The organism is Bacillus sp. JJ675, assembly GCF_036963165.1.
Taxonomy (GTDB): domain Bacteria; phylum Bacillota; class Bacilli; order Bacillales; family Bacillaceae; genus Bacillus; species Bacillus glycinifermentans.
The window spans coordinates 1-24790 of record NZ_JBALMR010000071.1 but is presented as its reverse complement, the minus strand read 5'-3'; the positions used below and the strand labels follow the sequence as shown (position 1 = coordinate 24790).

General features: G+C 47.5%; 25 protein-coding genes. 19 read left to right on the top strand and 6 right to left on the bottom strand.

The window, feature by feature from the left end; translation table 11 throughout:
* Positions 1 to 215 precede the first annotated feature (215 nt).
* From V7126_RS18070 to V7126_RS18055, 4 genes are all read left to right on the top strand, one after another.
* The gene (locus V7126_RS18070) at positions 216 to 980 is read left to right on the top strand and encodes a transporter substrate-binding domain-containing protein (protein WP_175077484.1); all 765 of its coding nucleotides are present in this window, start codon (positions 216 to 218) and stop codon (positions 978 to 980) included.
* Positions 981 to 1069: 89 nt separating this feature from the next.
* Entirely contained in the window at positions 1070 to 1732 is a 663-nt protein-coding gene (locus tag V7126_RS18065; RefSeq protein ID WP_046131729.1) for an amino acid ABC transporter permease, read from the top strand.
* Positions 1725 to 2447 (top strand): amino acid ABC transporter ATP-binding protein, encoded by a 723-nt coding sequence (locus tag V7126_RS18060; protein ID WP_175077483.1) that lies wholly within the window; start codon positions 1725 to 1727, stop codon positions 2445 to 2447. Before V7126_RS18065 ends, V7126_RS18060 begins: the two co-directional genes overlap by 8 nt.
* 79 nt (positions 2448 to 2526) lie before the next feature.
* Complete coding sequence (locus V7126_RS18055) at positions 2527 to 3486, top strand: aromatic acid exporter family protein (protein WP_046131727.1); 960 nt, start codon at positions 2527 to 2529, stop codon at positions 3484 to 3486.
* Between the two features lie 107 nt (positions 3487 to 3593).
* Here the strand turns inward: V7126_RS18055 and prli42 are convergent, their stop codons facing one another.
* Positions 3594 to 3695, bottom strand: coding sequence for a stressosome-associated protein Prli42 (gene prli42 / locus V7126_RS18050; RefSeq protein WP_128748179.1), 102 nt, complete (start codon positions 3693 to 3695; stop codon positions 3594 to 3596).
* Between the two features lie 99 nt (positions 3696 to 3794).
* Between prli42 and V7126_RS18045 the strand changes: the two genes are divergently transcribed.
* Genes V7126_RS18045 through V7126_RS18035 form a run of 3 tightly spaced genes read left to right on the top strand, consistent with a single transcriptional unit; the run spans position 3795 to position 6932 of the window.
* A complete protein-coding gene (locus tag V7126_RS18045) occupies positions 3795 to 5315 on the top strand; it encodes an acyl-CoA carboxylase subunit beta (protein ID WP_082094132.1) in 1521 nt (506 codons plus the stop codon).
* 18 nt (positions 5316 to 5333) lie between these two features.
* Complete coding sequence (locus tag V7126_RS18040) at positions 5334 to 6452, top strand: M20/M25/M40 family metallo-hydrolase (RefSeq protein WP_046131725.1); 1119 nt, start codon at positions 5334 to 5336, stop codon at positions 6450 to 6452.
* A gap of 15 nt (positions 6453 to 6467) precedes the next feature.
* Positions 6468 to 6932 carry a chemotaxis protein CheW gene (locus tag V7126_RS18035; protein WP_175077481.1) on the top strand — a complete coding sequence of 155 codons (465 nt, stop codon included), beginning with the start codon at positions 6468 to 6470 and terminating at the stop codon, positions 6930 to 6932.
* A gap of 43 nt (positions 6933 to 6975) precedes the next feature.
* Here the strand turns inward: V7126_RS18035 and V7126_RS18030 are convergent, their stop codons facing one another.
* Positions 6976 to 7797 (bottom strand): membrane protein insertase YidC, encoded by an 822-nt coding sequence (locus V7126_RS18030; RefSeq protein WP_373688048.1) that lies wholly within the window; start codon positions 7795 to 7797, stop codon positions 6976 to 6978.
* Between the two features lie 51 nt (positions 7798 to 7848).
* Complete coding sequence (locus tag V7126_RS18025; protein WP_046131722.1) at positions 7849 to 8136, bottom strand: hypothetical protein; 288 nt, start codon at positions 8134 to 8136, stop codon at positions 7849 to 7851.
* A gap of 77 nt (positions 8137 to 8213) precedes the next feature.
* Between V7126_RS18025 and V7126_RS18020 the strand changes: the two genes are divergently transcribed.
* The 9 genes from V7126_RS18020 (at position 8214) to V7126_RS17980 (ending at position 18091) form a co-directional block, all read left to right on the top strand.
* A complete protein-coding gene (locus tag V7126_RS18020; RefSeq protein WP_272901917.1) occupies positions 8214 to 9458 on the top strand; it encodes a DNA polymerase IV in 1245 nt (414 codons plus the stop codon).
* Positions 9459 to 9547: 89 nt separating this feature from the next.
* Entirely contained in the window at positions 9548 to 10957 is a 1410-nt protein-coding gene (gene gndA / locus V7126_RS18015) for an NADP-dependent phosphogluconate dehydrogenase (RefSeq protein WP_046131721.1), read from the top strand.
* Positions 10958 to 11074: 117 nt separating this feature from the next.
* Positions 11075 to 11860: an SDR family oxidoreductase gene (locus tag V7126_RS18010; protein ID WP_046131720.1), complete on the top strand. Its 786-nt coding sequence runs from the start codon at positions 11075 to 11077 to the stop codon at positions 11858 to 11860.
* Positions 11861 to 12000: 140 nt separating this feature from the next.
* Entirely contained in the window at positions 12001 to 13662 is a 1662-nt protein-coding gene (locus V7126_RS18005) for an alkaline phosphatase (RefSeq protein WP_175077480.1), read from the top strand.
* 149 nt (positions 13663 to 13811) lie between these two features.
* On the top strand, positions 13812 to 14120 hold the full coding sequence (locus V7126_RS18000) for a PTS sugar transporter subunit IIB (protein WP_046132371.1): 309 nt from the start codon (positions 13812 to 13814) through the stop codon (positions 14118 to 14120).
* 5 nt (positions 14121 to 14125) lie between these two features.
* Positions 14126 to 14470 carry a PTS lactose/cellobiose transporter subunit IIA gene (locus V7126_RS17995; protein WP_175077479.1) on the top strand — a complete coding sequence of 115 codons (345 nt, stop codon included), beginning with the start codon at positions 14126 to 14128 and terminating at the stop codon, positions 14468 to 14470.
* Between the two features lie 16 nt (positions 14471 to 14486).
* Positions 14487 to 15800, top strand: coding sequence for a PTS cellobiose transporter subunit IIC (gene celB, locus V7126_RS17990; RefSeq protein WP_175077478.1), 1314 nt, complete (start codon positions 14487 to 14489; stop codon positions 15798 to 15800).
* Positions 15801 to 15815: 15 nt separating this feature from the next.
* Positions 15816 to 17231 carry a glycoside hydrolase family 1 protein gene (locus V7126_RS17985; protein WP_175077477.1) on the top strand — a complete coding sequence of 472 codons (1416 nt, stop codon included), beginning with the start codon at positions 15816 to 15818 and terminating at the stop codon, positions 17229 to 17231.
* A 146-nt stretch (positions 17232 to 17377) separates the two neighbouring features.
* Complete coding sequence (locus tag V7126_RS17980) at positions 17378 to 18091, top strand: GntR family transcriptional regulator (RefSeq protein WP_046132374.1); 714 nt, start codon at positions 17378 to 17380, stop codon at positions 18089 to 18091.
* Between the two features lie 66 nt (positions 18092 to 18157).
* On the opposite strand, the gene zwf is transcribed toward V7126_RS17980, so the two are convergent.
* Positions 18158 to 19636, bottom strand: coding sequence for a glucose-6-phosphate dehydrogenase (gene zwf / locus V7126_RS17975; RefSeq protein WP_335498058.1), 1479 nt, complete (start codon positions 19634 to 19636; stop codon positions 18158 to 18160).
* Positions 19637 to 19846: 210 nt separating this feature from the next.
* Here zwf and rnz point away from each other — a divergent pair, with 210 nt between their 5' ends.
* Together rnz and rpmG are read left to right on the top strand one after the other, a co-directional pair.
* The gene (gene rnz, locus V7126_RS17970) at positions 19847 to 20770 is read left to right on the top strand and encodes a ribonuclease Z (protein WP_175077476.1); all 924 of its coding nucleotides are present in this window, start codon (positions 19847 to 19849) and stop codon (positions 20768 to 20770) included.
* A 105-nt stretch (positions 20771 to 20875) separates the two neighbouring features.
* Positions 20876 to 21025 (top strand): 50S ribosomal protein L33, encoded by a 150-nt coding sequence (gene rpmG / locus V7126_RS17965; RefSeq protein WP_046132377.1) that lies wholly within the window; start codon positions 20876 to 20878, stop codon positions 21023 to 21025.
* A 33-nt stretch (positions 21026 to 21058) separates the two neighbouring features.
* Here rpmG and V7126_RS17960 read toward each other — a convergent pair whose 3' ends face one another.
* The gene (locus V7126_RS17960; protein ID WP_046132370.1) at positions 21059 to 21829 is read right to left on the bottom strand and encodes an alpha/beta fold hydrolase; all 771 of its coding nucleotides are present in this window, start codon (positions 21827 to 21829) and stop codon (positions 21059 to 21061) included.
* 114 nt (positions 21830 to 21943) lie between these two features.
* Positions 21944 to 23014: an NADPH dehydrogenase NamA gene (gene namA / locus V7126_RS17955; protein WP_099047112.1), complete on the bottom strand. Its 1071-nt coding sequence runs from the start codon at positions 23012 to 23014 to the stop codon at positions 21944 to 21946.
* Between the two features lie 116 nt (positions 23015 to 23130).
* On the opposite strand from namA, the gene V7126_RS17950 reads away from it, so the two are divergent.
* Complete coding sequence (locus V7126_RS17950; protein WP_335498052.1) at positions 23131 to 24738, top strand: M20/M25/M40 family metallo-hydrolase; 1608 nt, start codon at positions 23131 to 23133, stop codon at positions 24736 to 24738.
* The last annotated feature ends 52 nt before the right edge of the window (positions 24739 to 24790 follow it).

The window sequence follows — 24790 nt, the reverse complement described above, 5'->3', positions numbered from 1 at the left end:
TGACAGGGTGCAGATCAATGAACGGCAGGCTTTTTGTATATTAATTTAATAAATATGCAATTCGAAGGGTAAAAATGACAGGATTCTATTATTTTATACAAGCTTTTCTAAAGGTTTTTCATGTATTTTTTTAAAATAGTATTGCATCATTATGAGAAAATGTTTAAAATACATATCAACGAATAAATATTCAAATGGATTCAGGGGGATACAACATGAAAAAATGGCTTTTACTGTTAGTGACGGTTTGTGCCGCATTTTCTTTGGCCGCTTGCGGGACGAGCAGCTCAAGCGATAAAAAAACATTGGTGATGGGAACTTCTGCAGACTACCCGCCTTTTGAATCGAAGGACGGAGACAATATCGTCGGTTTTGACGTTGATCTGGCCAAAGCGCTAGCCAAAAAGACGGGCCATGAACTCGAAGTCCAGGATATGGATTTTAACGGATTGGTGACAGCCCTTAAAACAAATAAAGTAGACATCGTCTTGTCAGGCATGACGCCGACTCCTCAGCGCAAAAAACAAGTCGATTTTTCAAACGTTTATTATACGGCTCACAACATGATCGTGACGAAGAAATCGAGCGGCATCAAATCGCTTGATGACCTGAATGGAAAAACAGTCGGCGTGCAGCTCGGTTCCATCCAGGAAGAAAAAGCGAAGGAACTGACTTCAAAGTACGATTTGAAGGTTGAAAACCGCAACCGCATTTCCGATTTGACCGAAGAGATTAAAGCTGGCCGTTTCGAAGCAGCAATTATCGAAGACATCGTTGCTGAAAAATATTTAAATAAAAACAAAGAACTCACCGCTTTCAATCTTCCGAAAGACCCTGACGATCAAGCCGGATCGGCGATTGCTTTCAAAAAAGGAAGCGACCTGACGGAGAAGTTCAACAAGGCGCTTAAAGAAATGGAGAAAAGCGGAGAGTTGGACAAATTGAAAGAAAAATGGTTTAGCGGAGAAACACAAAAGTAAGCACGAAAAGTTCAACTTTTTTGTTGAACTTTTTTTGCTAAAAGTGATTGGACGCCTCACTTACTTGAGGCGGGAGAAGGAGAGTCATTATGAATTTTCTTGATTTTTCAAGTACGATACCTGAAATGCCTTTTATTCTGGAAGGTCTCGGCGTTACATTAAAAGTAGTCGTCGCTGCGGCGGTGTTTGGATTTGTGCTGGGGGTTTTCATCACCCTCCTGAAAATCAGCTCGATCAAGGTTCTTTCATGGATCGCTGATTTTTATACCTCAATATTCAGGGGAACGCCGCTCGTTCTGCAGTTAATGATCGTGTATTACGGCCTGCCGCAGGTTCTGGGTTTTGATATTGACGCCTATTGGGCAGCGGTGGTCGCGTTCGGGTTAAACTCGGCCGCCTATGTATCGGAAATCATCAGAGCCGGCATCAATGCCATCGATAAAGGCCAAAAAGAAGCAGCGATGGCTCTTGGCGTGCCATACTGGAAAATGATGAAGGATCTCTTGCTGCCTCAGGCCTTCAAAAACATTATGCCTGCCCTTGTCAACGAATCGGTTACGCTGACGAAGGAGTCAGCGGTTGTGACGGTCATCGGGCTCGGCGATATTATGAGACGGAGCTATCAGGCGGGAGCGGCGATCTACAGCCCTCTTGAACCGATGCTGTTTGCCGGTTTGATTTACTATGTGCTCGTTCTGATACTGACGTTTGCCGGCAAAGCGATTGAAAGGAAGCTGAATGCAAATGATTAATGTTAGCAATCTCTCAAAATCTTTCGGAAAACTTGAGGTGCTCAAAAATATTTCCGTTTCCTTTGAAAAAGGAGAAGTAGCGGCTGTTATCGGTCCGTCCGGTTCAGGGAAATCGACGTTTTTGCGCTGCCTGAACCTGCTCGAAAAGCCGACGGACGGAAGCATTTTCATCAAGGATCAGGAGATTACGAACAAGAAAACAAACGTGCTGAAAATCAGAGAGAACATCGGAATGGTCTTTCAGCATTTTCATTTGTTTCCGCATAAGACTGTTTTGGAAAACATCGTATATGCGCCTGTTAAAGTCAAAAAAGAAAGCAGGGAAGCGGCTGTCAAAAAAGCGGAAGAGCTGCTCGAAAAAGTCGGGCTTCTCAATAAAAAAGACGATTATCCGAACCGTTTGTCAGGCGGGCAAAAGCAGCGGGTGGCCATCGCCCGGGCCTTGGCGATGAATCCGGAGATCATGCTGTTTGACGAACCGACGTCGGCGCTCGACCCCGAGATGGTGAAGGAAGTGCTTCAGGTCATGCAGGACCTGGCGAAAACGGGAATGACGATGGTGATCGTCACGCACGAAATGGGATTTGCGAAAGAAGTCGCCGACAGAGTGCTGTTTATGGACGGAGGAACGATCGTCGAAGACGCCGACCCGTCATCATTTTTTTCTTCACCAAAATCGCAAAGAGCTCAAGACTTTTTGGAGAAAATACTATAAAATAAGCGGAAGAAGACATAGATCTTCTTCTTTTTTGGTTCATTTAATCCAACGATAGAAAAAAAGATTGGGGTTTACGATGTTTAAAATAGGTTATCGCACATTAAAAACAGCACTCGGAACGGCACTATCGATCTATATCGCCCAGCTTTTGGGCCTGCACAATTTTGTGTCAACAGGCATTATTACCATCCTTTGCATTCAAGTGACGCAAAAGCGGTCTCTCCTGGCGTCATGGGCCCGTTTTGCCGCATGTTGCCTTGCGATTGGGTTTTCGTATATTTTCTTTGAATTGATCGGCTATCATCCGGCTGTCATCGGTCTCATGCTTTTATTTTTCATTCCGACAACCGTTATTCTGAAAATCAAAGAAGGAGTCGTCACAAGCTCGGTTATCATCCTTCATCTCTACATGTCTGAAGGAATCACGCTGCCTCTCGTTTGGAATGAATTCCTCATTATCATTACAGGCATCGGGGTTGCGCTCCTCATGAACTTGTACATGCCGAGCCTGGACAAGCAGCTCAAACAGTACCAGCAGAAAATCGAAGACAATTTCGCCAAAATCTTCGAAGAGATCGAGCGCTATTTGCTGACAGGGGAGCAGGACTGGACGGGAAAGGAAATTCCTGAGACGCACCGCCTGATCAATGAAGCAAAAACATTGGCATACCGCGATGTGGAAAATCACTTTTTGCGCCATGAAAACCTTTATTACCACTATTTTAAAATGCGGGAAAAACAGTTTGAAATCATTGAACGGGCTCTTCCGAAGATTACGTCGATTTCGATGACGGTGGAACAGGGGCATATGATCGCAGCGTTTATTCATGATTTGAGAGGAGCCATCCACCCGGGGAATACGGCTCATAAATTTTTAAAGCGCCTCGTGAAAATGAGAGAGGAGATCGAAGAGATGGAGCTGCCGACGACGCGCGAAGAATTTGAAGCGCGCGCAGCCCTCTTCTATTTTCTCGGTGAGATGGAGCAATATTTGGTGATTAAAAGTTATTTTAAAGGGATTAAATCTCCTGCCTGATCGCATGAGTTCCCCCTTCATTGGTCAGTCTAATGAAAAGGGAGGAGCTCATGCTATTTTTTTATGAAAACAGGCCGTTTCCGGTCATAGCAAGCACCGCATCTGTATTAGAAAATCATGCTGATTCCCGTCAGCAGGCTCGTCAGCACCATGACGCCGATCATTAGAATAACCATGATTTTAATCATTTTTTGAGACAAGCTTTTCACCTCTGTTTCGATTGATCTCCTTCCATTTTATCCTGCTTTTGATCAGCGGACAAGTTTTACGGGGGAACACCATTTCGTAAACGAAGGGGCTAAAAAATGATGAATATGTTTGAAAAAGTCGATGATTTATATAAAAGCCGCCAAGCCGCCGCGCTTGGCGGGGGAACGGAAAAGATCGACAAACAAAAACGAAAAGGAAAGCTGACTGCCAGGGAGCGGATCGGGCTTTTGCTTGATCAGGGAAGCTTCGTCGAGCTGAACGCTTTTGTGAGGAGCAGGCAGCCTGGAGGTCCCTTAGGCGATGGCGTCGTCACCGGATTTGGAAAAATTCATGGAAGGCCGGTCTATTTATTTTCCCAGGACTTTACCGTCACAGGCGGCACGCTCGGAGAGATGCATGCGAAAAAGATCGCGGCCGTCATGGATCTTGCCCTGAAAAATAAGACGCCTTTCATAGGTCTTAATGACTCAGGTGGTGCGAGAATTCAAGAGGGTGTGCTATCATTAGATGGGTACGGCCACGTTTTTTTTCGAAATGTCCTTTGCTCCGGCATCATTCCGCAGATTTCTGTCATTCTCGGTCCTTGTGCCGGCGGTGCCGTTTATTCGCCGGCTTTGACAGACTTTGTCTTTATGAGCGAAAAAACGGGGCAGATGTTCATCACAGGTCCAAAAGTCATAAAAACGGCAACGGGAGAGAATGTCACCCCCGGCGAATTGGGCGGTGCGTCCATACATAATTCAATCAGCGGCAATGCTCATTTTTCCGGGGATTCGGATGAGGCCGTTCTTCAAGAGGTGCGGAAGCTTTTATCCTATCTCCCCCAGCATCATGAAGAGAAGCCTCCTGCCGGGCCGAAACCTGTGAAAGACGATGATATGAGGCCGCATCTCTTAACCTTATTGCCCGAAGACGGCCAACGGCCGTATGACGTGAAAAACATCATTCGCGAAATTGCTGACAGCGGTACATTTTTTGAGGTGCAGCAGCATTTTGCGAAAAACGCCGTGATCGGTTTTGCGAGGATTGCAGGAGAGGTGACGGGGATCGTCGCCAACCAGCCGAAGTATTTGGCAGGCAGCTTGAATATTGATGCATCTGATAAAATGTCCCGATTTATCCGTTTTTGTGATTCGTTTCAAATTCCGATTTTGACGCTTGTGGATGTGCCGGGTTTCCTTCCGGGAATACGAGAAGAGCACGGCGGAGTGATCAGGCACGGCGCCAAAATCCTTTATGCTTTCGCTGAAGCGGCAGTTCCGAAGGTGACGGTTATTTTAAGAAAAGCATACGGCGGTGCATATGTCGCTTTAAACAGCAAGGCGCTCGGAGCTGATGCCGTATTTGCCTGGCCGAACGCTGAAATCGCAGTCATGGGAGCCGAAGAAGCAACCGATATTCTGCTGGCAAAGGGTAAAAAAACAGAGGAAGCCGACAGAAAGCGGCTTATCGCGGAGTGCATGAAAGCCGCAAGTCCCTTTACGGCGGCCCGGCATGGGATGATCGATGATATCATCGATCCGAAAGAGACGCGGAAGAGGCTGATTCAGACATTTGACATGCTGAAGAGCAAACGGGACATCCGGCCGAAAAGAAAACACGGAAACATACCGCTATAAAAATGGAGGGGAACTACCATGAATGAAAAACGCCTGTTGGAAGAGTTTCTGGAACTTGTGCAAATCGATTCTGAAACAAAACACGAAGCAGCCATCTGCAAAGTGCTGAAAGAAAAATTCACCGCTCTCGGACTGGATGTCATTGAGGACGACAGCGCGGAAAGAACCGGACACGGCGCCGGCAATCTCATATGTACGCTTCACGGAACCAAAGAAGCCGATGCCATCTATTTTACGTCACATATGGATACCGTCGTTCCCGGAAACGGTGTAAAGCCCGTCGTTGAAAACGGCTACGTGAAAACAGACGGCACGACGATTCTGGGAGCAGATGATAAAGCTGGGCTTGCGGCTATGCTTGAAGCGGTCAAAGTTCTGAAAGAGAAGAACATTCCGCACGGAACGATCCAATTTATCATTACCGCCGGCGAAGAATCCGGACTTGTCGGAGCGAAGGCTCTGGACCGTTCGCTCATTACGGCTAAATACGGCTATGCCCTTGATTCAGACGGCAAGGTCGGAGACATCATCGTGGCCGCGCCGACGCAGGCGAAAATAAAAGCGTCGATCTTCGGAAAAACAGCGCACGCAGGGGTAGAACCGGAAAAAGGCGTTTCCGCCATTACGATCGCATCAAAAGCGATTGCCAAAATGCCGCTCGGCCGCATTGACGAGGAGACGACGGCAAATATCGGCCGCTTTGAAGGCGGAACCCAAACAAATATCGTCTGCGACCAGGTTGAAATATTAGCCGAAGCCCGCTCGCTCGTTCCCGAAAAAATGAAACAGCAGACAGAGAAAATGAAAGCGGCTTTTGAAACGGCAGCCGCTGAAATGGGAGGCCGCGCCGAAGTTGAGATTGCAGTCATGTATCCCGGCTTTAAATACAAGGACGGCGACCTCGTAGTGGAAGTCGCGAAAAAAGCAGCCGAAAAGATCGGACGCCCGCATAAACTGCTGACGAGCGGAGGGGGAAGCGATGCCAACGTCATCGCAGGACACGGCATTCCGACGGTCAACCTTGCCGTAGGTTATGAAGAGATCCATACGAAAAACGAAAAAATGCCGGTTGAGGAGCTTGTCAAGACCGCAGAAATGGTCATTGCGATTATTGAGGAAGTTGCAAATCCATCATAAAGGCAGGGGTTTTACGTGGAAAATCAACATGCCATTCTTTTTCAAGTGAATCAGGAAGATTATGGGGCAGACATCCGTCACATCTTGGGGATTGAACGGATAGGACATCTGAAAGAGATCAACGGGCTTCCTCCCGAAGTCCGCGGGATCACCAGGATCAGGGATGAGATCGTTCCGGTCATAGACACGGGCGTCATCCTGCATCATAAGCCGCTTTCGATCGATGACAAAAGCAAGCTGCTGATTTTTTCATCACAAACAGGACCCGCCGGCTTGCTTGTCTCCGATGCAAAAGAGATGATTCCGATCAATGACGGCGACATCAAGCCGTTTCACATGCAGGCCGATTGCTTCACAGGCGTTCTCGAACGGAACGGCGAACTGATCATTCAATTAGATCCAGACGCCATCGTGGAAAAAATCGAAGGCTTTGGGGCGATTTCCGAAAGCTTTGAACGCGAGGAAACGGCAGCCGGATGATAAACACAACAAAAAAGGCTGCGCCGCATTTGGCGCAACCTTTTTATTTTGAAGCCGAACCCGCCGGTTCGATTCCTTTATTCTTTTTGTACATTTGATGAAAGACAACGTTCTGAACCGTCAGGAACAATCCGCTCGTCATCCAGTAGAGCGGGAGGGCAGCCGGTACGTTGATTGAAAAGACCGTCATCATCACCGGGAAAAAGAAGCCCATGATTTTTGCCGACTGCTGTGCCGCCGGGTTGGACTGCGCCGCGTTTTGGGCGTTTAATTTTTGCGATACGTAGAACTGGATAAAATACATAAAGCCGGCGCATAAAGACATGAAGATGTCCGAATGTCCCAGGTTGAACCAAAGGAAAGTGTGCGATGCGATTTCAGGCGTCGACCGGATGGCGTAATAAAAACCGATCAAAATCGGAAATTGGATCAGCATCGGCAGACAGCCCATCGCCAGCGGATTGATGTTATGCTTTTGGTAGAGCTGCATCATTTCCTGCTGAATTTCCCTTTGTTTAACAGGGTCTTTCGTCTTTTTCAGTTTGCTTTGAATGGCATCCATTTCAGGCTTGACCAGCGCCATTTTTTCCTGCATGACCCGCTGTTTTTTGTATTGATTGGCAAACAAAGGCATCACGAGGAAGCGGACGATGATCGTCACGACGATAATGGAAAGTCCATAGCTACCGTGGAAAAAACCGGCGATTCCTTTAATCAGATTTGAAAAAGGCAGCACGATATAATGTTGGAATATATTTCCGTTGTCTGCTGCGGCTGTTCCGGCGGCAGAAGCGTGCTCTCCTACAAATAAGGTCATCATCAAAAACATTGCAATCGTAACTAGTCGCGTTAATTTCTTGTTCAACATGTGTTTCCTCCTTCTTCATTTGAGGGCTTTTTAGAGCCCTGTCGCTATTTAAATGGCAAGAAGAAGGAAACGATGGTCTTCATCATCATTCGACGAAGCCTTCATGCGAATGACTTTACTAATCCATAAGGTAATGCGATGATATAGGATAACGAGAAAATCGATTCGATAAATGAAATGAATCGTTTTATATTCTTCAATCCGTTTCGTTTTCCAATTTTCCCCCGTGCTGCAATGCTTGAGCAGAAGGGCGATTCCGATCGCCGTCAGCGCGGGCAGAATGATTGTGAAAAACTCAAACAGAAAAAAAGCATCGTTAAAGGATTCGAGAATCACGATTATCACTTCCGTTTCAATAACATCTTACTATATGTACGGTCGTATGTCTAATCAGAGCAAGGGAGGGAGCCGTTTTGAAAAAAGGAAGAATCATTTTTCACATCGATATGAACAGCTTCTACGCGTCTGTTGAAACGGCATTCGATCCCTCCTTGAGCGGAAAGCCCCTCGCCATCGCCGGCAATGCGAAAGAAAGAAAGGGGATTGTCGTGACTTGCAGCTATGAGGCGAGAGCCCGCGGCGTAAAACCGCCCATGCCGCTCTGGGAGGCGAAGCGCATCTGTCCGGACCTGATTGTCAAACCGCCGAACTTCGGCCGCTACAGAAGCTCCTCGAAGGAAATGTTTGAAGTCTTAAGGGAATACACCGATCTCGTCGAGCCCGTCTCGATTGATGAAGGATATATGGATCTTACTGATACGCCGTATCGGGAAAAAGCGTACGAAACCGCCTTAGAGATTCAAAAGCGTCTGCAGGAGGAACTTCTGCTTCCGTCAAGCATCGGAATTGCGCCGAATAAATTTTTGGCCAAAATGGCATCGGATATGAAAAAACCGCTCGGCATTACCATTTTGCGAAAACGGGAGGTGCCTGATGTACTCTGGCCGATGGATATCGGCGAAATGTACGGAATCGGCCAAAAAACCGCTGAAAAGCTAAGAACGCTGAACATCGAAAAGATCGGGGATCTGGCAGCCGCGGATGAATTCGCATTAAAGCGGCTTTTAGGCATCAACGGCCCGAGGCTGAAAAGAAGGGCGAACGGAATCGATAACGGCGAGGTCAATCCAGACAGAATATACGAATTTAAAAGCGTCGGCAATTCGTCGACCCTTCCGCACGACAGCACGGATGAAAAGGAGCTGGGCAGGCTGTTTGACAAACTGGCCGGCTCGGTCAGCGACAGGCTGAGGCGAAAGGACGTCATGGCTTCGAAAATCTTTATCATGATCCGCTATGCCGACTGGACGAACATCACAAGGAGCAAGACTCTTCAAAACCCGACAGATCGGGCCGATGAGATTGCCGGCGCAGCTAAAGCGCTTTTTCATCAGCACTGGCAGGGAAATGCGGTCAGGCTGCTCGGCGTGACGGGCACAGGACTCGTGAGACGGGATGAAGCCTTCAAACAGCTCGATTTGTTTTCATTTCAGGAGGATGCCAAAGACGAACCGATTCAAAAGCTGATGAACAAGCTGAACGAAAAGTACGGTACTGATCTCATCAAAAAAGGGGTCAGAGTCGTCAAAAAAGAGAGCAACACAAGCGGAACAAGCTTCAATAAAGATTTTTTCCAGGAACAGAGAAAGGATCAATAGCTTGAAAAGATGGGTCAAAGTATGGTATTTTCATCTTACAAACACAAATTAAAAAGTATATGCAAAGCGCTTTAGAAGGGACGTTAGACATGGCAAAACAGCAAATAGGTGTAGTTGGTTTAGCGGTAATGGGAAAAAACTTGGCTTTAAATATTGAAAGCCGCGGATTTTCGGTTTCTGTATACAACAGATCAAGCGCGAAAACGGAGGAGTTTTTAGAAGAAGCCAAAGGCAAAAATGTCGTCGGCACATTCAGCATTGAAGAGTTTGTCGAGTCTCTTGAAAAACCTCGCAAAATCCTTTTGATGGTCAAAGCGGGAACGCCGACGGACGCTACGATCCAGTCGCTTCTTCCTCATCTTGAAAAAGGCGATATCCTGATCGACGGCGGAAATACATACTATAAAGATACGCAAAGACGCAACCAAGAGCTTGCCGAAAGCGGCATTCACTTTATCGGCACAGGCGTTTCCGGCGGTGAAGAAGGCGCGCTGAAAGGCCCGTCTATCATGCCGGGCGGACAAAAAGAAGCCCACGAGCTCGTCAAACCGATTCTTGAAGCGATTTCGGCAAAAGTTGACGGTGAACCTTGCACAACGTATATCGGACCTGACGGTGCAGGCCATTATGTCAAAATGGTCCACAACGGCATCGAGTACGGTGACATGCAGCTGATTTCCGAGTCTTACTTTATTCTGAAACACCTTGTCGGTTTATCGTCTGATGAGCTGCACGAAGTGTTCTCAGAGTGGAACAAAGGAGAGCTTGACAGTTACCTGATCGAGATCACCGCCGATATTTTTACGAAAAAAGACGAAGAAACAGGCAAACCGCTTGTTGATGTGATTTTGGACAAAGCAGGCCAAAAAGGCACAGGTAAATGGACAAGCCAAAGCGCGCTCGACCTTGGCGTGCCCCTTCCGATCATTACGGAATCCGTGTTTGCCCGTTTTATCTCGGCAATGAAAGAAGAGCGCGTCAAAGCGAGCAAGCTGCTTACAGGTCCTGAAGCGAAACCGGTAACTGAAAACAAAGAAGAATTAATTGAAGCGGTCAGAAAAGCCCTCTTCATGAGTAAAATCTGTTCTTATGCGCAGGGCTTTGCCCAAATGAAAGCCGCTTCAGAAGAATACGGCTGGGATTTGAAATACGGCGATATCGCGATGATTTTCCGCGGAGGATGCATCATCCGTGCGGCCTTCCTGCAAAAAATCAAAGATGCGTATGATCGTAACCCAGAGCTTGACAATCTCCTGCTCGACCCTTACTTCAAAGATATTGTGGAAAGCTATCAAGGAGCGCTCCGGAAAACGATTTCCCTTGCGGTTGAACAAGGAATTCCGGTGCCGTGCTTCTCAAGCGCACTCGCTTATTTTGACAGCTACCGCACAGCGACGCTGCCTGCCAACCTTATTCAGGCTCAGCGCGACTACTTCGGTGCCCATACGTATGAGCGTACAGACAAAGAAGGCATCTTCCATACTGAGTGGATGAAATAAGCGTATATAAACGAAAACCGCAAGCCTATGGCTTGCGGTTTTTTCATGCATTCTTTCAGCTGTTCTGTGGCAACCTATCAACACACAGCGTTTTAAATTAAGGAGGTAATCGATAACATGTATCCGAGTCTAAGCGGAAAAACGGTTGTGATCACAGGTGCGGGGACAGGCCTTGGGAAAGCGATGGCATTGCGGTTCGGTATGGAAAAGGCAAATGTCGTCATCAACTATTTTAAAGAAGAAGAAAATCCTGAGGAAACGGTGAAAGAAATTGAAAAAAGCGGTTCAAAGGCAGTCGCTCTCAGAGGAGACGTCTCAAAAGAAGAAGACGTCAAAGCGCTGATCCAAAAAGCGGTTGATTCGTTCGGCTCCGTTGATATCATGGTGAATAACGCGGGGGTTGAAAACGAAGTCCCTTCGGAAGACTTGTCGCTGGAAGACTGGAACCGCGTCATTTCAACAAATTTGACGGGAATGTTTTTAGGGTGCCGGGAAGCCCTCAAATATATGCTTGATAATGGAATCAAAGGATCGGTCATCAATATGTCGTCCGTCCACCAGCAGATCCCGTGGCCTCACTTCGTCCATTATGCGGCAAGCAAAGGGGGAGCCAAACTGCTTACAGAAACGCTCGCTCTCGAATACGCTCCGAAAGGCATCCGTGTAAACGCCATCGGGCCCGGCGCGATCGACACGCCGATCAACGCCGAAAAATTCGCTGATCCGGAATTGAAAAAAGGGGTCATCGAACTGATCCCGATCGGCTATATCGGAAAGCCGGAAGAAGTCGCGGCGTGCGCCGCCTGGCTTGCGTCAGATGAAGCGAGCTATGTTACGGGGCTGACGCTGTATGTTGACGGCGGAATGACGAAATATCCCGGGTTTCAAGCTGGAAAAGGGTAAAACAAAAAGAAGGCGGCAAGTCTTCTTTTATCATAACGCAAAAAAGTAAACATAAGATTAATAGAAAACATAAAATCTGTTTACAATCGTTTGATAGTGTAGGCTTGTCAGGAAATAAAGCAGTAATGGAGGGAGTACATATGGGTTCTTTACGAAACAGGATCGCAGGCATCACATTGGCGGGTGCCGTGGCGTTAGGTTCTGCGGGTACAGGCAGTGCAGCGATGGAAACAGCGAAAAAAAAGGAAGATCGCAAAGTCAAAAACGTCATAATGATGGTGATGGATGGAACGAGCTCTACGGCGACAACCTTGGCCCGCTGGTATAAAGGTGAGCCTCTTGCGCTTGACAAAATCGTCACCGGCGGGGTCAGAACATATTCAGCAGAATCGGCGATTACGGATTCAGCACCGGCAGGAACGGCGATGGCAACAGGGCACAAGTCAAACTCCTCATATGTCGGCGTGCTGCCTTCAGTAGTAAATTCGCCGGGCGCAGAACCCATCAGCGAGAAAGATCATTTCCGGCCATTAGCAAATGTATTGGAAGGGGCGAAGCAGACCGGAAGAGCAACCGGAATTATCGCCACATCTGAAATTCAGCACGCCACACCGGCTTCTTACTCCGCACACCATTTGAACCGCAATAACTTCGAAGTGCTCGGCGAACAGCAGGTTTACCAAAATATCGACGTCGCCCTCGGGGGAGGAAAGGAATCGCTTCAGCCGGGAACGAAGGAAAAGAGCCGCAAGGACAATGAAGACTTAGTGAACGTGATTAAAGATAAAAAATACGATTTTGTTGAAACGAAGGATGAGCTCCTCCGTTCAAAATCGAAAAAAATCTGGGGAGCTTTCTCCCAGCGCGATCTGGCTTATGACATGGATAGAAGCACGACGCATCCCGAGCAGCCGACGCTTGCCGAGATGACGAAAAAGTCGATTCAGACGCTATCAAAGGATAAAGACGGCTTCTTCTTATTTGTTGAAGGAAGCAAGCCGGACTGGGCAGCGCACCAGAATGATCCGATCGGCATTATAAGCGATGTGCTCGCATTTGATCATGCTGTCAAAGAGGCGCTGAAATTCGCCGAAAAAGATAAACATACGATGGTCATCGCCGTCACCGACCATGGAAACAGCGGGATATCGATCGGCAACAGCAATACGACGAAAGGCTATGATTCAACGCCTGTGTCGGCATACATCGATCCTTTGAAAAAAGCAAAAATGACGGTTGAGGGTGCAACGGGCAAATTAAAAGACGATTTATCAAACATCGAAGAAGCCGCACAGCTTTACGGCCTCGACAATTTAACGGCATCTGAAAAAGAACAGCTGAAAGGGGCAAAAGACAAAAAAGCGGCTGCCTCGGTTTTTGTTAAGCTGCTGGCAAACCGGGCGAACCTCGGCTTTACGACAGGAGGCCATACAGGGGAAGACGTCTTCCTTTATTCCTACGGACCCCAAAAACCGCAGGGGCTTCTCGAGAATACCGACATAGCCAAAACGATGGCGAAAGCGATGGGCTTCAATTTGGACAGATTGACAAACGACATCTTCAGCGAAGCACGCCAGGCGTTTAAGAAAGCCGGAGCGCGAGTCACAGTTGATAAAAAAGACCCTGCAAATCCGGTTGTTATCGCAGAGCGCAAAAACGTCAAAGCAGAAATGCCGGTCAACAAAAACATCATCAGGATCAAAGGCAAAGAATACGAATTAGACAGCGTGATCGTAGAAAGCGACGGCTCGTTCTATGTGCCGAAAGAGGCGGTCCGCCTCTTTCAAAAAAAAGCGCGGTAAACATGATGCAAAAGCCCTCTCAGATGAGAGGGCTTTTTATTCGTCAAAATAAATACAAACATTTATTTTTAAATGTATAGACATTTAAAAATAAAAAGATATAATAATAGATAATGAAAGCGCTTTTAAATAAAGAAAGGGGATCAAACATGAAGAAAATTCTGCTGGCATGCAGTTCAGGAATGTCGACCAGCCTTCTCGTCACCAAAATGGAGGAATATGCAAGATCAATCGGAGACGAGGCGAAAATATGGGCGGTCGGACAGGATCAGGCGAAAAAAGAAATGGACCAGGCACATGTTGTGCTAATCGGGCCGCAGATGAGCTTTTTAAAAAACGAGCTTCAAAAAGAAGCGGACAAATATGGAATTCGGGTCGATGTGATCGATATGGCGGCTTATGGAATGGCGGACGGAAAAAAAGCGTATGAACAGGCCATAAGCCTGATAGGAGATTGAATGTAATGGAAAAAACAACATTCGGCGAATTAACGCATGAGCAAATTTGCTTTCAGCTGATTCTTCACAGCGGAAACGCACGCAGCAAAATCATCCAGTCCTTGAGGGAATATAAAGAAGGAAACATCGAGAAAGCGGATGAGCTGCTCGTTCAGGCCGGTGACGATCTGCAGCAGTCCCACGACATCCATTTCCAAATGGTTCAGCAGGAAGCAGGCGGAGAAAAGCAGGATGTCTCCCTGCTTCTCATGCATGCTGAGGACCATTTCATGTCGACGCTGTCGATGAAGGAGCTCGTTTATGAGCTGCTGGAAATCTTTAAAGACAAAATGTCAGAATCAAAGAAATAGAAGGGGAGAGAAGGCCGTGTTTGAAAAACTGAGCAATATTTTGGTTCCGATTGCCGGAAAGCTCAATAACAACAGATATTTAGGCGTGCTTAGGGACGCGTTCATGCTGGCTTTTCCGCTTACGATTTTCGGGTCGATCATCGTCGTATTAACCAATTTGCCGTTCCTCGATAAAATGATGAGCAAATCTGCGCTTGAAGCGTTTCAATCTGCCCTAAGCATCGCGCCGAGTGCGACGATTAACATAATGTCCGTTTTCGTCGTCTTCGGCATCGGCTACTACCTGTCGAAAAGCTATGAGGTTGAGGCCGTATTCGGGGGAGTCGTCGCATTGGCATCTTTCCTCGTTTTGACGCCGTTTATGTTAAACAGTGAAGGCGGAGAAACGATTGCCAATGTCATCCCGGTCGACAGGCTTGGCGCAAAAGGGATGTTTCTCGGAATGATCACCGCGTTTACATCAGCCAAGATTTTCAGATTTTTTGTCCAAAAAAATTATACGATCAAAATGCCTGCAGGCGTTCCGCCAGCCGTATCAAAATCATTCGCGGCGCTCATTCCGGCCGTGATGACGCTGTCGGTCTATTTAATTATCAATATCATGATCACTCAGGCGTTCAGCACGAATATGCACGATTTGATCTACAATCTTGTTCAGGCTCCGCTTGTCGGTCTGGGAAGCGGCATTATTCCGACTTTGATCGCGATATTTTTTACCCAGCTGCTTTGGTTTTTCGGGCTGCACGGCCAAATCATCATCAACTCTGTCATGGACCCGATTTGGAACACGCTTTCATTGGAAAATTTGAATAGTTATACGGCGACGGGGGAAGTGCCGCACATTATCAATAAGCAGTTTATGGAAGTGTATACCGTCGGAATGGGCGGAACCGGCATGACTTTAGCCGTCATCATCGCGATTTTGCTCTTTATGAGAAGCAAGCAGATGAAGCAGGTGGCTAAGCTCGGAGCAGCTCCGGGGATATTCAACGTCAATGAGCCGATTATTTTCGGGCTGCCGATCGTCATGAATCCGCTGATTATCATTCCGTGGGTCGTATCACCGATGGTCGTCACGCTGATTACGTATTTTGCCATGGCCTCGGGCCTTGTACCTCCGCCTACAGGCGTTACGATTCCTTGGACGGTCCCGATTTTTATCAGCGGCATGATGGCGACCAATTCCCTTGCAGGCGGCATCCTGCAAATCGTCAATTTAGCCGTCGTCTTTGCGATATGGTTTCCGTTCCTCAAATTCATCGACCGCATGAATCTGAAGAAAGAACAGGAAATCAACGTTCCCGATCAAAACAAGACGATAGGATTGTAAAAGGAGATTGATCACATGTCAAAGACAGAAGCAAAAACAGAGCCGGTCCAATACCGTTTTCCAAAAGGCTTTTGGTGGGGATCGGCAGCCTCCGCCACCCAAATTGAAGGGGCGGCGGATGAAGGAGGAAAAGGGAAGAACATTTGGGATCACTGGTACGAAGCAGAGCCGAACCGCTTTTTTGACGGTGTGGGTCCTCAGGAGACATCGCGTTTTTATGAGACGTATAAAGAAGACATCCAGCTGATGAAGGAGCTTGGACACCATTCGTTCCGTTTTTCGATTTCTTGGTCAAGGCTTTTTCCCGAGGGAAAAGGCGAATTAAATCAGGAAGGCGCTTCCTTTTATCATAACGTAATCGATGAACTGACAGCGGCGGGGATCGAGCCTTTCGTCAACCTTTACCATTTCGACATGCCGCTCGCCCTTCAGGACATCGGCGGCTGGGAAAACCGGGAAGTCGTCAGCCATTTCGTCTCCTATGCGGAAACCTGCTTCCGTCTGTACGGAGACCGGGTCAAGACATGGTTTACGCATAATGAGCCGATTGTTCCGGTGGAAGGCGGCTATCTATACGATTTTCATTATCCTAACGAAATCGATTTTCAAAAAGCGGTTCAGGTCGCCTATCATGAGATTTTATCGAATGCCAAAGCGGTTGAGGCTTACCGCAGGCTCGGCGGAGACGGAAAAATCGGCATCATCCTGAATGTAACGCCGTCTTATCCGCGAAGCCGGCATCCCGAGGATGTGAAAGCATCTGAAATAGCAGACGCCTTCTTTAATCGATCATTTCTCGATCCTGCGGTTAAAGGAGAGTTTCCTTCACTTTTAATTGATATATTAAAAGAGGATGGCTTCCTTCCCGACGTGAAGCCCGGCGATTTAGAGCTGATCAAAGCCAATACGGTTGATTTGCTCGGGATCAACTATTATCAGCCGAGACGGGTGAAGGCGAAGGAACATCTGCCAAATCCGAACGCGCCTTTTACGCCTGAGCGCTTCTTTGACCATTATGAAATGCCGGGCAGAAAAATGAACCGCCACCGCGGATGGGAAATCTATGAAAAAGGCATATATGATATTTTGATGAATCTCAAAGACAATTACGGCAATATTGAATGCTTTGTTTCGGAGAACGGCATGGGTGTCGAAGGGGAGGAACGCTTCCGCGGCGAAGACGGAATGATTCATGATGACTACCGGATTGAATTTATAAAAGATCACTTAAAATGGGTTCACCAGGCCATTCAGGAAGGTTCAAATGTAAAGGGATATCACCTGTGGACCTTTATGGACAACTGGTCATGGACGAACGCTTATAAAAACCGCTACGGCTTTGTATCAGTCAACCTTGACAAAAACGGCGAACGGACGATTAAAAAAAGCGGATACTGGTTCAAACGCATGACAGAGATGGGCGGTTTTTAGCATTCGGCTGCTAAGGGTTTTGGAGGCAAAACGAATATAAAGGAGATGGTCTTTTCGGCCATCTTTTTATTTCCCTGAGGAAATCGATATAATGATAAAGAAGGCGCTTCATATCAAACAGAATCCTTAGTACTGGTGGTTAAAACATGAGAAAATACGAATATATTTCAAATGAAATGAGGAAAAGAATCCGGGAAGGATATTACCCGGACGATCAGCCGATACCTGACGAGCTGTCCCTTGCCAGAGAATTTTCCTGCAGCAGAATGACGATGAAAAGAGCGCTCGACATCCTCGTGTCAGAAGGCATGCTGTACCGCAAACGGGGACACGGCACCTTCATCATCAAATCGTCCATTCAAGACCTTCCCGTCAGTGTGACGGATCGCGAAAACCTCGGCTTGACAAAACTTCTCGCCAACAAACAAATCGAAAGCACCGTCATTCAATTCGATGTCGAATTTCCGGAAGATGAAGTGGCAAAGCAATTATCCATCGAAAAAAGCGTTCCGGTATACCATATCATCCGGCTGCGGAAAGTGGAAGGCGAACCGTATGTTATTGAGGAAACGTATATGCCTTCAAACCTGATTTCGGAATTGAATGAAGAGGTGCTGCACGGCTCAGTTTATCGGCATATTACCGAAACGCTGAAACTGACCATCGCCGGCTCCCACCGGAAAATCAGGGCCGATAAATCGAACGAGCTGGACAGAAAGTATTTGGAGTGCGCCAGTGACGACCCGGTGCTTGAAGTCGAACAGGTCGCTTTTTTAAATACCGGGGAGCCGTTCGAATATTCGTTTGCGCGGCACCGTTACGATAAATTTGTGTTTTCCAGCGTCCATATTCGAAAGTAGCAGTATTGGTCATCCATTCCGCAAAAAACCAGCCTTCGAACTTTGAAGGCTGGTTTTTCATGAATATTAGATCGGCCACCAATGAAAACCGTCTTTTGCGAGCAGGTCGTCAGCGGCTTTCGGTCCCATTGAGCCCGCTTCATAGTTCGGTGACAATGTTTTGTTCTCTTCCCAGTATCGCGAAATCTCGTCGACAAAGCTCCAGGAAAGAGCCACTTCATCCCAGTGGGCAAAGTTTGTCGCGTCACCGTGCAGGCAGTCGAGAATCAGCTTTTCGTAAGCTTCAGGCGTGTTGATGCCGTCGCCGCAGTTGTGGCAATAGTCCAGCTTGATCGGGTGGGCAAATGTGCCGCCGCCGAGTTTTCTCGCGTTTAGGTGAAGGGTGATCCCTTCATCAGGCTGGATGTGAATCACCAGAAGGTTCGGATGCATCGTATTGCCGTTTCCGTAATACAGATTCATCGGAATGTCTTTAAATTGGACGACGATCTGTGTCGATTTTTTCTTCATCCGTTTGCCCGTCCTGATATAAAACGGTACTCCGGCCCAGCGGAAGTTGTCGATCAAAAGTTTTCCGGCAACGAATGTTTCCGTGTTCGAATCTTCCGCAACGTTCTGCTCATCCCGATAGGCGGGAACCGGCTGATCATCAATGACGCCGGCGTCGTATTGACCGCGGACAAAATATTGGTCGACTTCGTCTTTTTGAATCGGCCGCATCGCTCTGAGCACCTTGACCTTTTCACTGCGGATCTCCTCGGTGTTCAGCTTGATCGGCGGCTCCATCGCAAGCAATGCGACCATTTGCAGAATATGGTTTTGAACCATGTCCCTAAGGGCGCCCGACGTTTCGTAATACCTTGCGCGGTCTTCAACGCCTAATTCCTCGCTTGAGGTGATTTGAATGTTGGAGATGTAGCGGTTTGTCCAAAGCGGTTCAAATATCGCGTTGGCAAACCGGATAACCTCGATATTTTGGACCATCTGCTTTCCTAAATAGTGGTCGATCCGATAGATTTGATCCTCTGAAAAGGCTTCTCGAATCTCCTGGTTGAGCGCTTTTGCACTCGGCAGATCATGGCCGAACGGCTTCTCGATGACGAGCCGGGACCAGCCGTTTGTCGATGTGACGCCCTCCGATTTTAAAAACTTGGCAATCGTTCCGAAAAATTCGGGAGCCATCGCCAAATAAAACATCCGGTTATTCGGGATATCATATGTATGCTCAAGCTTTTCGATCAGCCCGTTCAGCTCTCTGTATGAGCCTGGATTTGTGACATCGAACGGATGATAGTAAAAGTGGGACGTAAACTCCTCAACATCCTTCTCATTTAACGGAAATTTTGAAATCGATTGCTGGACGGTGCTCCGCAAGTCCTCGTTTGTCCAAGGCCGTCTGCCTACCCCGACGACAGCGAATTCGCGGCCGATTTGGCCGTTTTCGTAAAGCCTGTGAATAGACGGGTAAAGCTTTCGTTTTGCCAAATCCCCTGTTGCGCCAAATATAACGATTACAGCTTTTGGTTCAATGTGTTCTTTTTTCAACTAAACGTACCTCACTTTACTCGAAGCATAAGTTTATTTTCTTCATTTTAAAGCTAATAGTTCCTTAAAGCAAACATTTGAGACCATTTGCTTTCGAAAAGCCGGGAAATTTTCCTTACACCATATCATAAACGCCTCCATTTCTTTTTTTTCAGACTTCCTGTATGCTTGTACATATATCATGTTTGATCAGTTACAGGAGGAACGACATTGGAATTATTATTTTTAGGAACGGGAGCAGGCATTCCGGCGAAAACGCGGAATGTTACGTCCATTGCGCTCAAGCTTTTAGAAGAAAGGCGGTCTGTCTGGCTGTTTGATTGCGGGGAAGCCACACAGCATCAAATTTTACATACATCGATTAAACCCGGAAAAATCGAAAAAATCTTTATCACCCACCTGCACGGAGACCATGTATACGGCCTTCCAGGGCTCGTCAGCAGCCGCTCTTTTCAAGGCGGGGAAAGCTGTCTCACCGTCTACGGGCCAAAAGGAATCAAAGCATTCCTCGAAACCGCGCTTGAGGCAACAGGAACGCATTTGACGTATCCTTTAGTCATTGAAGAGATCGAAGAGGGGACGGTATTCGAGGATGACCAGTTCATCGTCATGGCTAAACGCGTTGTTCACGGAATTCCGGCTTTCGGCTACAGGGTGGAGGAGAAGGATGTTCAGGGAGCGCTCGATGCAGAGGCTTTAAAAGAGATCGGAATTTCACCCGGACCTGTTTATCAAAAGCTGAAAAACGGGGAAACGGTGACATTGGAAGACGGCCGTACGGTCAATGGTTCCGACTTTATCGGCCCTCCGAAAAAGGGGCGGATTATTGCCATTTCCGGTGATACGAGGAAATGCGAGAACGTGAAGGTGCTGGCGGAAAATGCAGATGTCCTCGTTCATGAAGCGACATTTGCAGGAGGCGACCGGGAGCTTGCCGGCGATTATTACCACAGCACGACTGAACAAGCTGCTGAAACGGCGAAAGAAGCCGGGGCGGAGAAGCTGATTTTAACCCATATCAGCGCACGGTATCAAGGCGAGAGCGTGAATGAATTGATAAACGAAGCGAAGGAAATCTTCCCGAACAGCACGGCAGCCTATGATTTTTACGAATATGAAGTGAAGCGGAGATAACAAAAAGCTTCCCGGTCCAACGAGGCGCGGGAAGCTTTTTGTTGACACGGATGAAAGATGCTGTATAATAAAACGTAATTATTTCGATTTATAAGGAGGATCAATATGAGAGTGAAAATCACGCTTGCTTGCACCGAAACAGGTGATCGAAACTATATCACAACAAAGAACAAACGGACGAATCCGGACCGGCTTGAATTGAAAAAATATTCTCCGCGCCTGAAAAAATACACGATTCACCGCGAAACAAAATAAACCAGCAGGCCGTTAAGGCTTGCTGGTTTTTCTTTAGTTGGCGGTTTGATATGCATAGCTGTGCTGCTTTCGGGCGGCATACCATACATCATATATCGCAAGCTGGACGATATGCGGTTCATCATGGTGGATCAGGTGGGAGCTGTTTTTGGCCTGAATCCAGCCGCTTTGACGTGATAAAGAAAGCAGTCTGCCGTGAAGCTTCAGCCATTCATGATGCGCTTTTTTGAAAGATTCCGAGCATTTTCCCGAGGAGAGCACAAGTAAAGGAACTGCCCCTAAATGTTTTTGCTCCTGTTTCAGCATATTCAGGCTTTGGATAAACTCTCCGTGGGAAGCCTCGAGTGAAAACTGACTGAAATAGTCGTCCTGCGCATCCTTCGGCAAAAGCGGGAGCACATTTTGCTCCTGGTCTTCACAAGCGGGGTCAAGCAGCACCATGCCGATGATGTCGCCTTTGTACCGGCTTGCAAACAACCTGGCAATGACGGCGCCGAACGAGTGAGCGACGAAGACATAAGGCGGTTTTACACCGGCTGCCTGAAGAAGCGCTTTTAATTCCTTCACTATCTGGTCAGCCGTTCTTGTTTCTCGGGCGGGCCCGCTTTTTCCGAGACCGGCGCGGTCGTATACAAAAAGGCCCAGCTCTTCGTCTATATCGGGCAAAATCGGCTCCCACGTATCTGAAGAAAAACCGTAGCCGGCTTCAAAAATAATCGTTGCGTCTGTCTTTCCTTGTCTATGTTTCGTATAAAACGTACACCCTTCAACCGTATATGTTCTTTCTGCAATATCTGAACTCATGGAGGTCATCCTCTCTCTATATATGGTGTTCTATTAGGGAAGACGGATGAATACGGGGGAACGTTTCTCGAAAAAAAAAGAAATACCCCCGAACATGAGGGGGATTTCTGAAACTTACCAGGCTCTATCGTATTGAACAGGGCCTTCGATTGTTGTATTCAGCTGTTTTGCAGCCGTTTTTGGCCAGTATGGATCTCTCAGCAGCTCTCTTGCGACAAAGATCAAATCGGCCCTTCCGTTTTGAAGGATTTCCTCAGCCTGCAAGCCGTTTGTAATTAATCCGACCGCACCTGTTTGGATATCGGCTTGAGCACGGATCGTATCGGCAAAGCTTACTTGGTAGCCAGGGAAGACTTTGATGTCAGCGGGTACGACTGCACCTGAGCTGACGTCAATCAAGTCAACGCCTTGCTCTTTCATCCATTTGGCAAACACGACATAGTCAGAGACATCGAGTCCGTTTTCTGTATAATCAGAAGCCGAAACCCGCACGAATAAAGGACCGTCCCACACTTCTTTTACTGCGTCGATCACTTCGCGGAGCAGGCGGTAGCGGTTTTCCGGCGATCCGCCGTACTCATCTTCGCGGCGGTTGGAAAGCGGTGATAAAAATTCGTTGATCAAATAGCCGTGGGCACCGTGAATTTCGATGATGTCAAAGCCGGCTGCTTTTGCCCGCTCAGCGCCTTTTTTGAAAGCCTGTACCGTTTCTTTGATGTCTTCTTTTGTCATTTCGGCGGGCGTCCGTGAATTTTCGTCAAAAGGAACCGCTGAAGGGCCGTAGATCGTGCCTTCTACTTCGGCTTTTCTTCCGGCATGCGCCAATTGAATGGCCGTTTTGCTGCCGTAAGGCTTAATTTGCGACGTTAAAGCCGCCAGGCCTTCGACGTGTGCGTCATCCCAAATTCCCAAATCCTGATCGGAAATTCTTCCCTGCGGCGTGACGGCCGTTGCTTCGACCATAATCAGCCCGACTTGTCCGACAGCGCGGGATACGTAATGGGTCATATGAAAAGGCTGAACCTTTCCATCCTTTTCATGGGAGGAGTACATGCACATCGGTGACATGACAATGCGGTTTTTTAGTGTAACTCCTTTTAAGCTCCAGGGTGTAAACAATTTTCGATTACTCAATTTTTTTCGCCTCCCGTAAGTTTTCGAATCGATTATACCAATTATGACCATTCTCGTCATATAAACTGCTCAAGCTGTTTTCAAATATAAAATCTTCAGTAAAATGAAGTTATATTCGTTTTTTTGTAAAATCGCGTTGCACAATACATAATCAAGGGGGCTACGTTGTGACATGGCAGACCGAGGAAGAATTGAAACAGCTGCTGATTTCCTTCATTCAATACGAAAGCATATCAGGTACGGGCGGGGAAGTGGCGCTTGCTGAATATATGTACCATTTACTAAAAGACCGCTCCTATTTTCAAAAGCATCCCGAACATGTGAAGCTTCATGAGATGAAAGACGGCCGTTATGTTGTGATGGCGCTCGTTCAAAAGCCCGCGGCAAAAAAGACGGTGCTGCTGCTCAGCCATTTTGATGTCGTAGATACAGCAGACTACGGCGAATTTAAACAACTGGCGTGCAGACCGCTTGAACTGATGGATTCCTTAGCTGCCAAAAAAGAGCTGCTGCCTGATCGGGCAAAACAGGATTTGGAAAGCGGCGAATGGGTGTTCGGAAGGGGCAGCATGGACATGAAAGCGGGCCTTGCGGTTCAATTTTCGATGCTTGAACGGGCGATGAACGGCGAATTTGACGGGAATCTTCTTTTGGTCTCAGTACCTGATGAAGAAGTCAATTCACAGGGAATGATTGAAGCGGTTCCGGCCTTAAAAGCGTGGGAAAAGGAGTTCGATCTCGAATTTACAGCCTGTTTAAATTGCGAACCGATGTTTGAAAAATACCCCGGGGATTCGAAGCTGTACGTATATTCGGGCAGCATCGGCAAAGCGCTTGCCGGCTTTTTCTGCAAAGGGATTGAGACTCATGTGGGCGAGCCGTTTTCCGGTTTGAACGCGAACCTCATGGTGTCGGAAATCAACCGGCTCCTCGAATTGAATGTCGGCTATTGCGAGGAGGTTGACGGAGAGGTCACGCCGCCGCCGGTCAATCTGATGCAAAAGGATTTGAAGGAAGCCTACTCCGTGCAGACTCCGCATGCCGCGGTTTCGATGTTTAACGTTCTGATGATGAAGAGATCTGCGGCAGAGCTGCACAGCATGCTGCTGGACACCGCGAAAAAAGCGGCTGTCAACATTAAAATCAATATTGAATATAAAACCCGTGATTATCAGCGTTTTGATGCCTTCACGCCAATTGAGCGCAACATCAGTGTCCTGACCTTTGAGGAACTGTGGAACAGGGCGAAAGAAAAAGCCGGAAAAGAGGAAGCGGAGCGTATCCTCAACTTTGCGTTAGCAAACAGGGGAGAGATGGAAGACCGTGATTTTTCAACAAAAATCGTGTCTGAACTGGCCTCGCTTTGCAAAGAAGACGCACCGGTGATCGTCCTGTTTTACAGTCCTCCTTTTTATCCGGCCGTCTCTTCAAAAGACGAACCGCTCATTCGGAAGACGGTCAGCGATGTGGCACAGTATGCCGGCAGCCGGTACGGTCTCGAGTTTGAAGAAATTCAGTATTTTCCCGGTCTCTCCGATTTAAGCTATCTTCAGCTGCAAAAGCAGTCGGTCGATGCTTTTACAGCCAACATGCCGCTTTTTGACAAGGGCTATTTTCTTCCAAGCGGTGCGGAAAACACGCTTTATGTACCTGTTATCAATATCGGACCTGTCGGAAAAGATCCCCATAAGTGGACGGAGCGCCTTCATGTTCCGTTTTCATTCGGAACGCTGCCGGATTTGCTCCAGTTTGCGATTCGCAGATTGCTGGCATAAAAAAGCGCAGGAAGGCAAAAAAGCCGGACCGACCATTGATATGCTCCCCTAA

Excerpts from the sequence above, each read along its gene's own strand:
- V7126_RS18040 (WP_046131725.1), top strand. The coding sequence starts at position 5,334 with ATGAATGAAAAACGCCTGTTGGAAGAGTTTCTGGAACTTGTGCAAATC.
- V7126_RS17980 (WP_046132374.1), top strand. The coding sequence starts at position 17,378 with ATGAGAAAATACGAATATATTTCAAATGAAATGAGGAAAAGAATCCGG.
- V7126_RS17960 (WP_046132370.1), bottom strand. The coding sequence starts at position 21,829 with ATGAGTTCAGATATTGCAGAAAGAACATATACGGTTGAAGGGTGTACG.
- V7126_RS18005 (WP_175077480.1), top strand. The coding sequence starts at position 12,001 with ATGGGTTCTTTACGAAACAGGATCGCAGGCATCACATTGGCGGGTGCC.
- rpmG (WP_046132377.1), top strand. The coding sequence starts at position 20,876 with ATGAGAGTGAAAATCACGCTTGCTTGCACCGAAACAGGTGATCGAAAC.
- V7126_RS18070 (WP_175077484.1), top strand. The coding sequence starts at position 216 with ATGAAAAAATGGCTTTTACTGTTAGTGACGGTTTGTGCCGCATTTTCT.
- V7126_RS17985 (WP_175077477.1), top strand. The coding sequence starts at position 15,816 with ATGTCAAAGACAGAAGCAAAAACAGAGCCGGTCCAATACCGTTTTCCA.
- V7126_RS18045 (WP_082094132.1), top strand. The coding sequence starts at position 3,795 with ATGAATATGTTTGAAAAAGTCGATGATTTATATAAAAGCCGCCAAGCC.
- V7126_RS17995 (WP_175077479.1), top strand. The coding sequence starts at position 14,126 with ATGGAAAAAACAACATTCGGCGAATTAACGCATGAGCAAATTTGCTTT.
- V7126_RS18065 (WP_046131729.1), top strand. The coding sequence starts at position 1,070 with ATGAATTTTCTTGATTTTTCAAGTACGATACCTGAAATGCCTTTTATT.
- V7126_RS18060 (WP_175077483.1), top strand. The coding sequence starts at position 1,725 with ATGATTAATGTTAGCAATCTCTCAAAATCTTTCGGAAAACTTGAGGTG.
- gndA (WP_046131721.1), top strand. The coding sequence starts at position 9,548 with ATGGCAAAACAGCAAATAGGTGTAGTTGGTTTAGCGGTAATGGGAAAA.
- V7126_RS18000 (WP_046132371.1), top strand. The coding sequence starts at position 13,812 with ATGAAGAAAATTCTGCTGGCATGCAGTTCAGGAATGTCGACCAGCCTT.
- V7126_RS18010 (WP_046131720.1), top strand. The coding sequence starts at position 11,075 with ATGTATCCGAGTCTAAGCGGAAAAACGGTTGTGATCACAGGTGCGGGG.
- namA (WP_099047112.1), bottom strand. The coding sequence starts at position 23,014 with ATGGTCATAATTGGTATAATCGATTCGAAAACTTACGGGAGGCGAAAA.
- V7126_RS18055 (WP_046131727.1), top strand. The coding sequence starts at position 2,527 with ATGTTTAAAATAGGTTATCGCACATTAAAAACAGCACTCGGAACGGCA.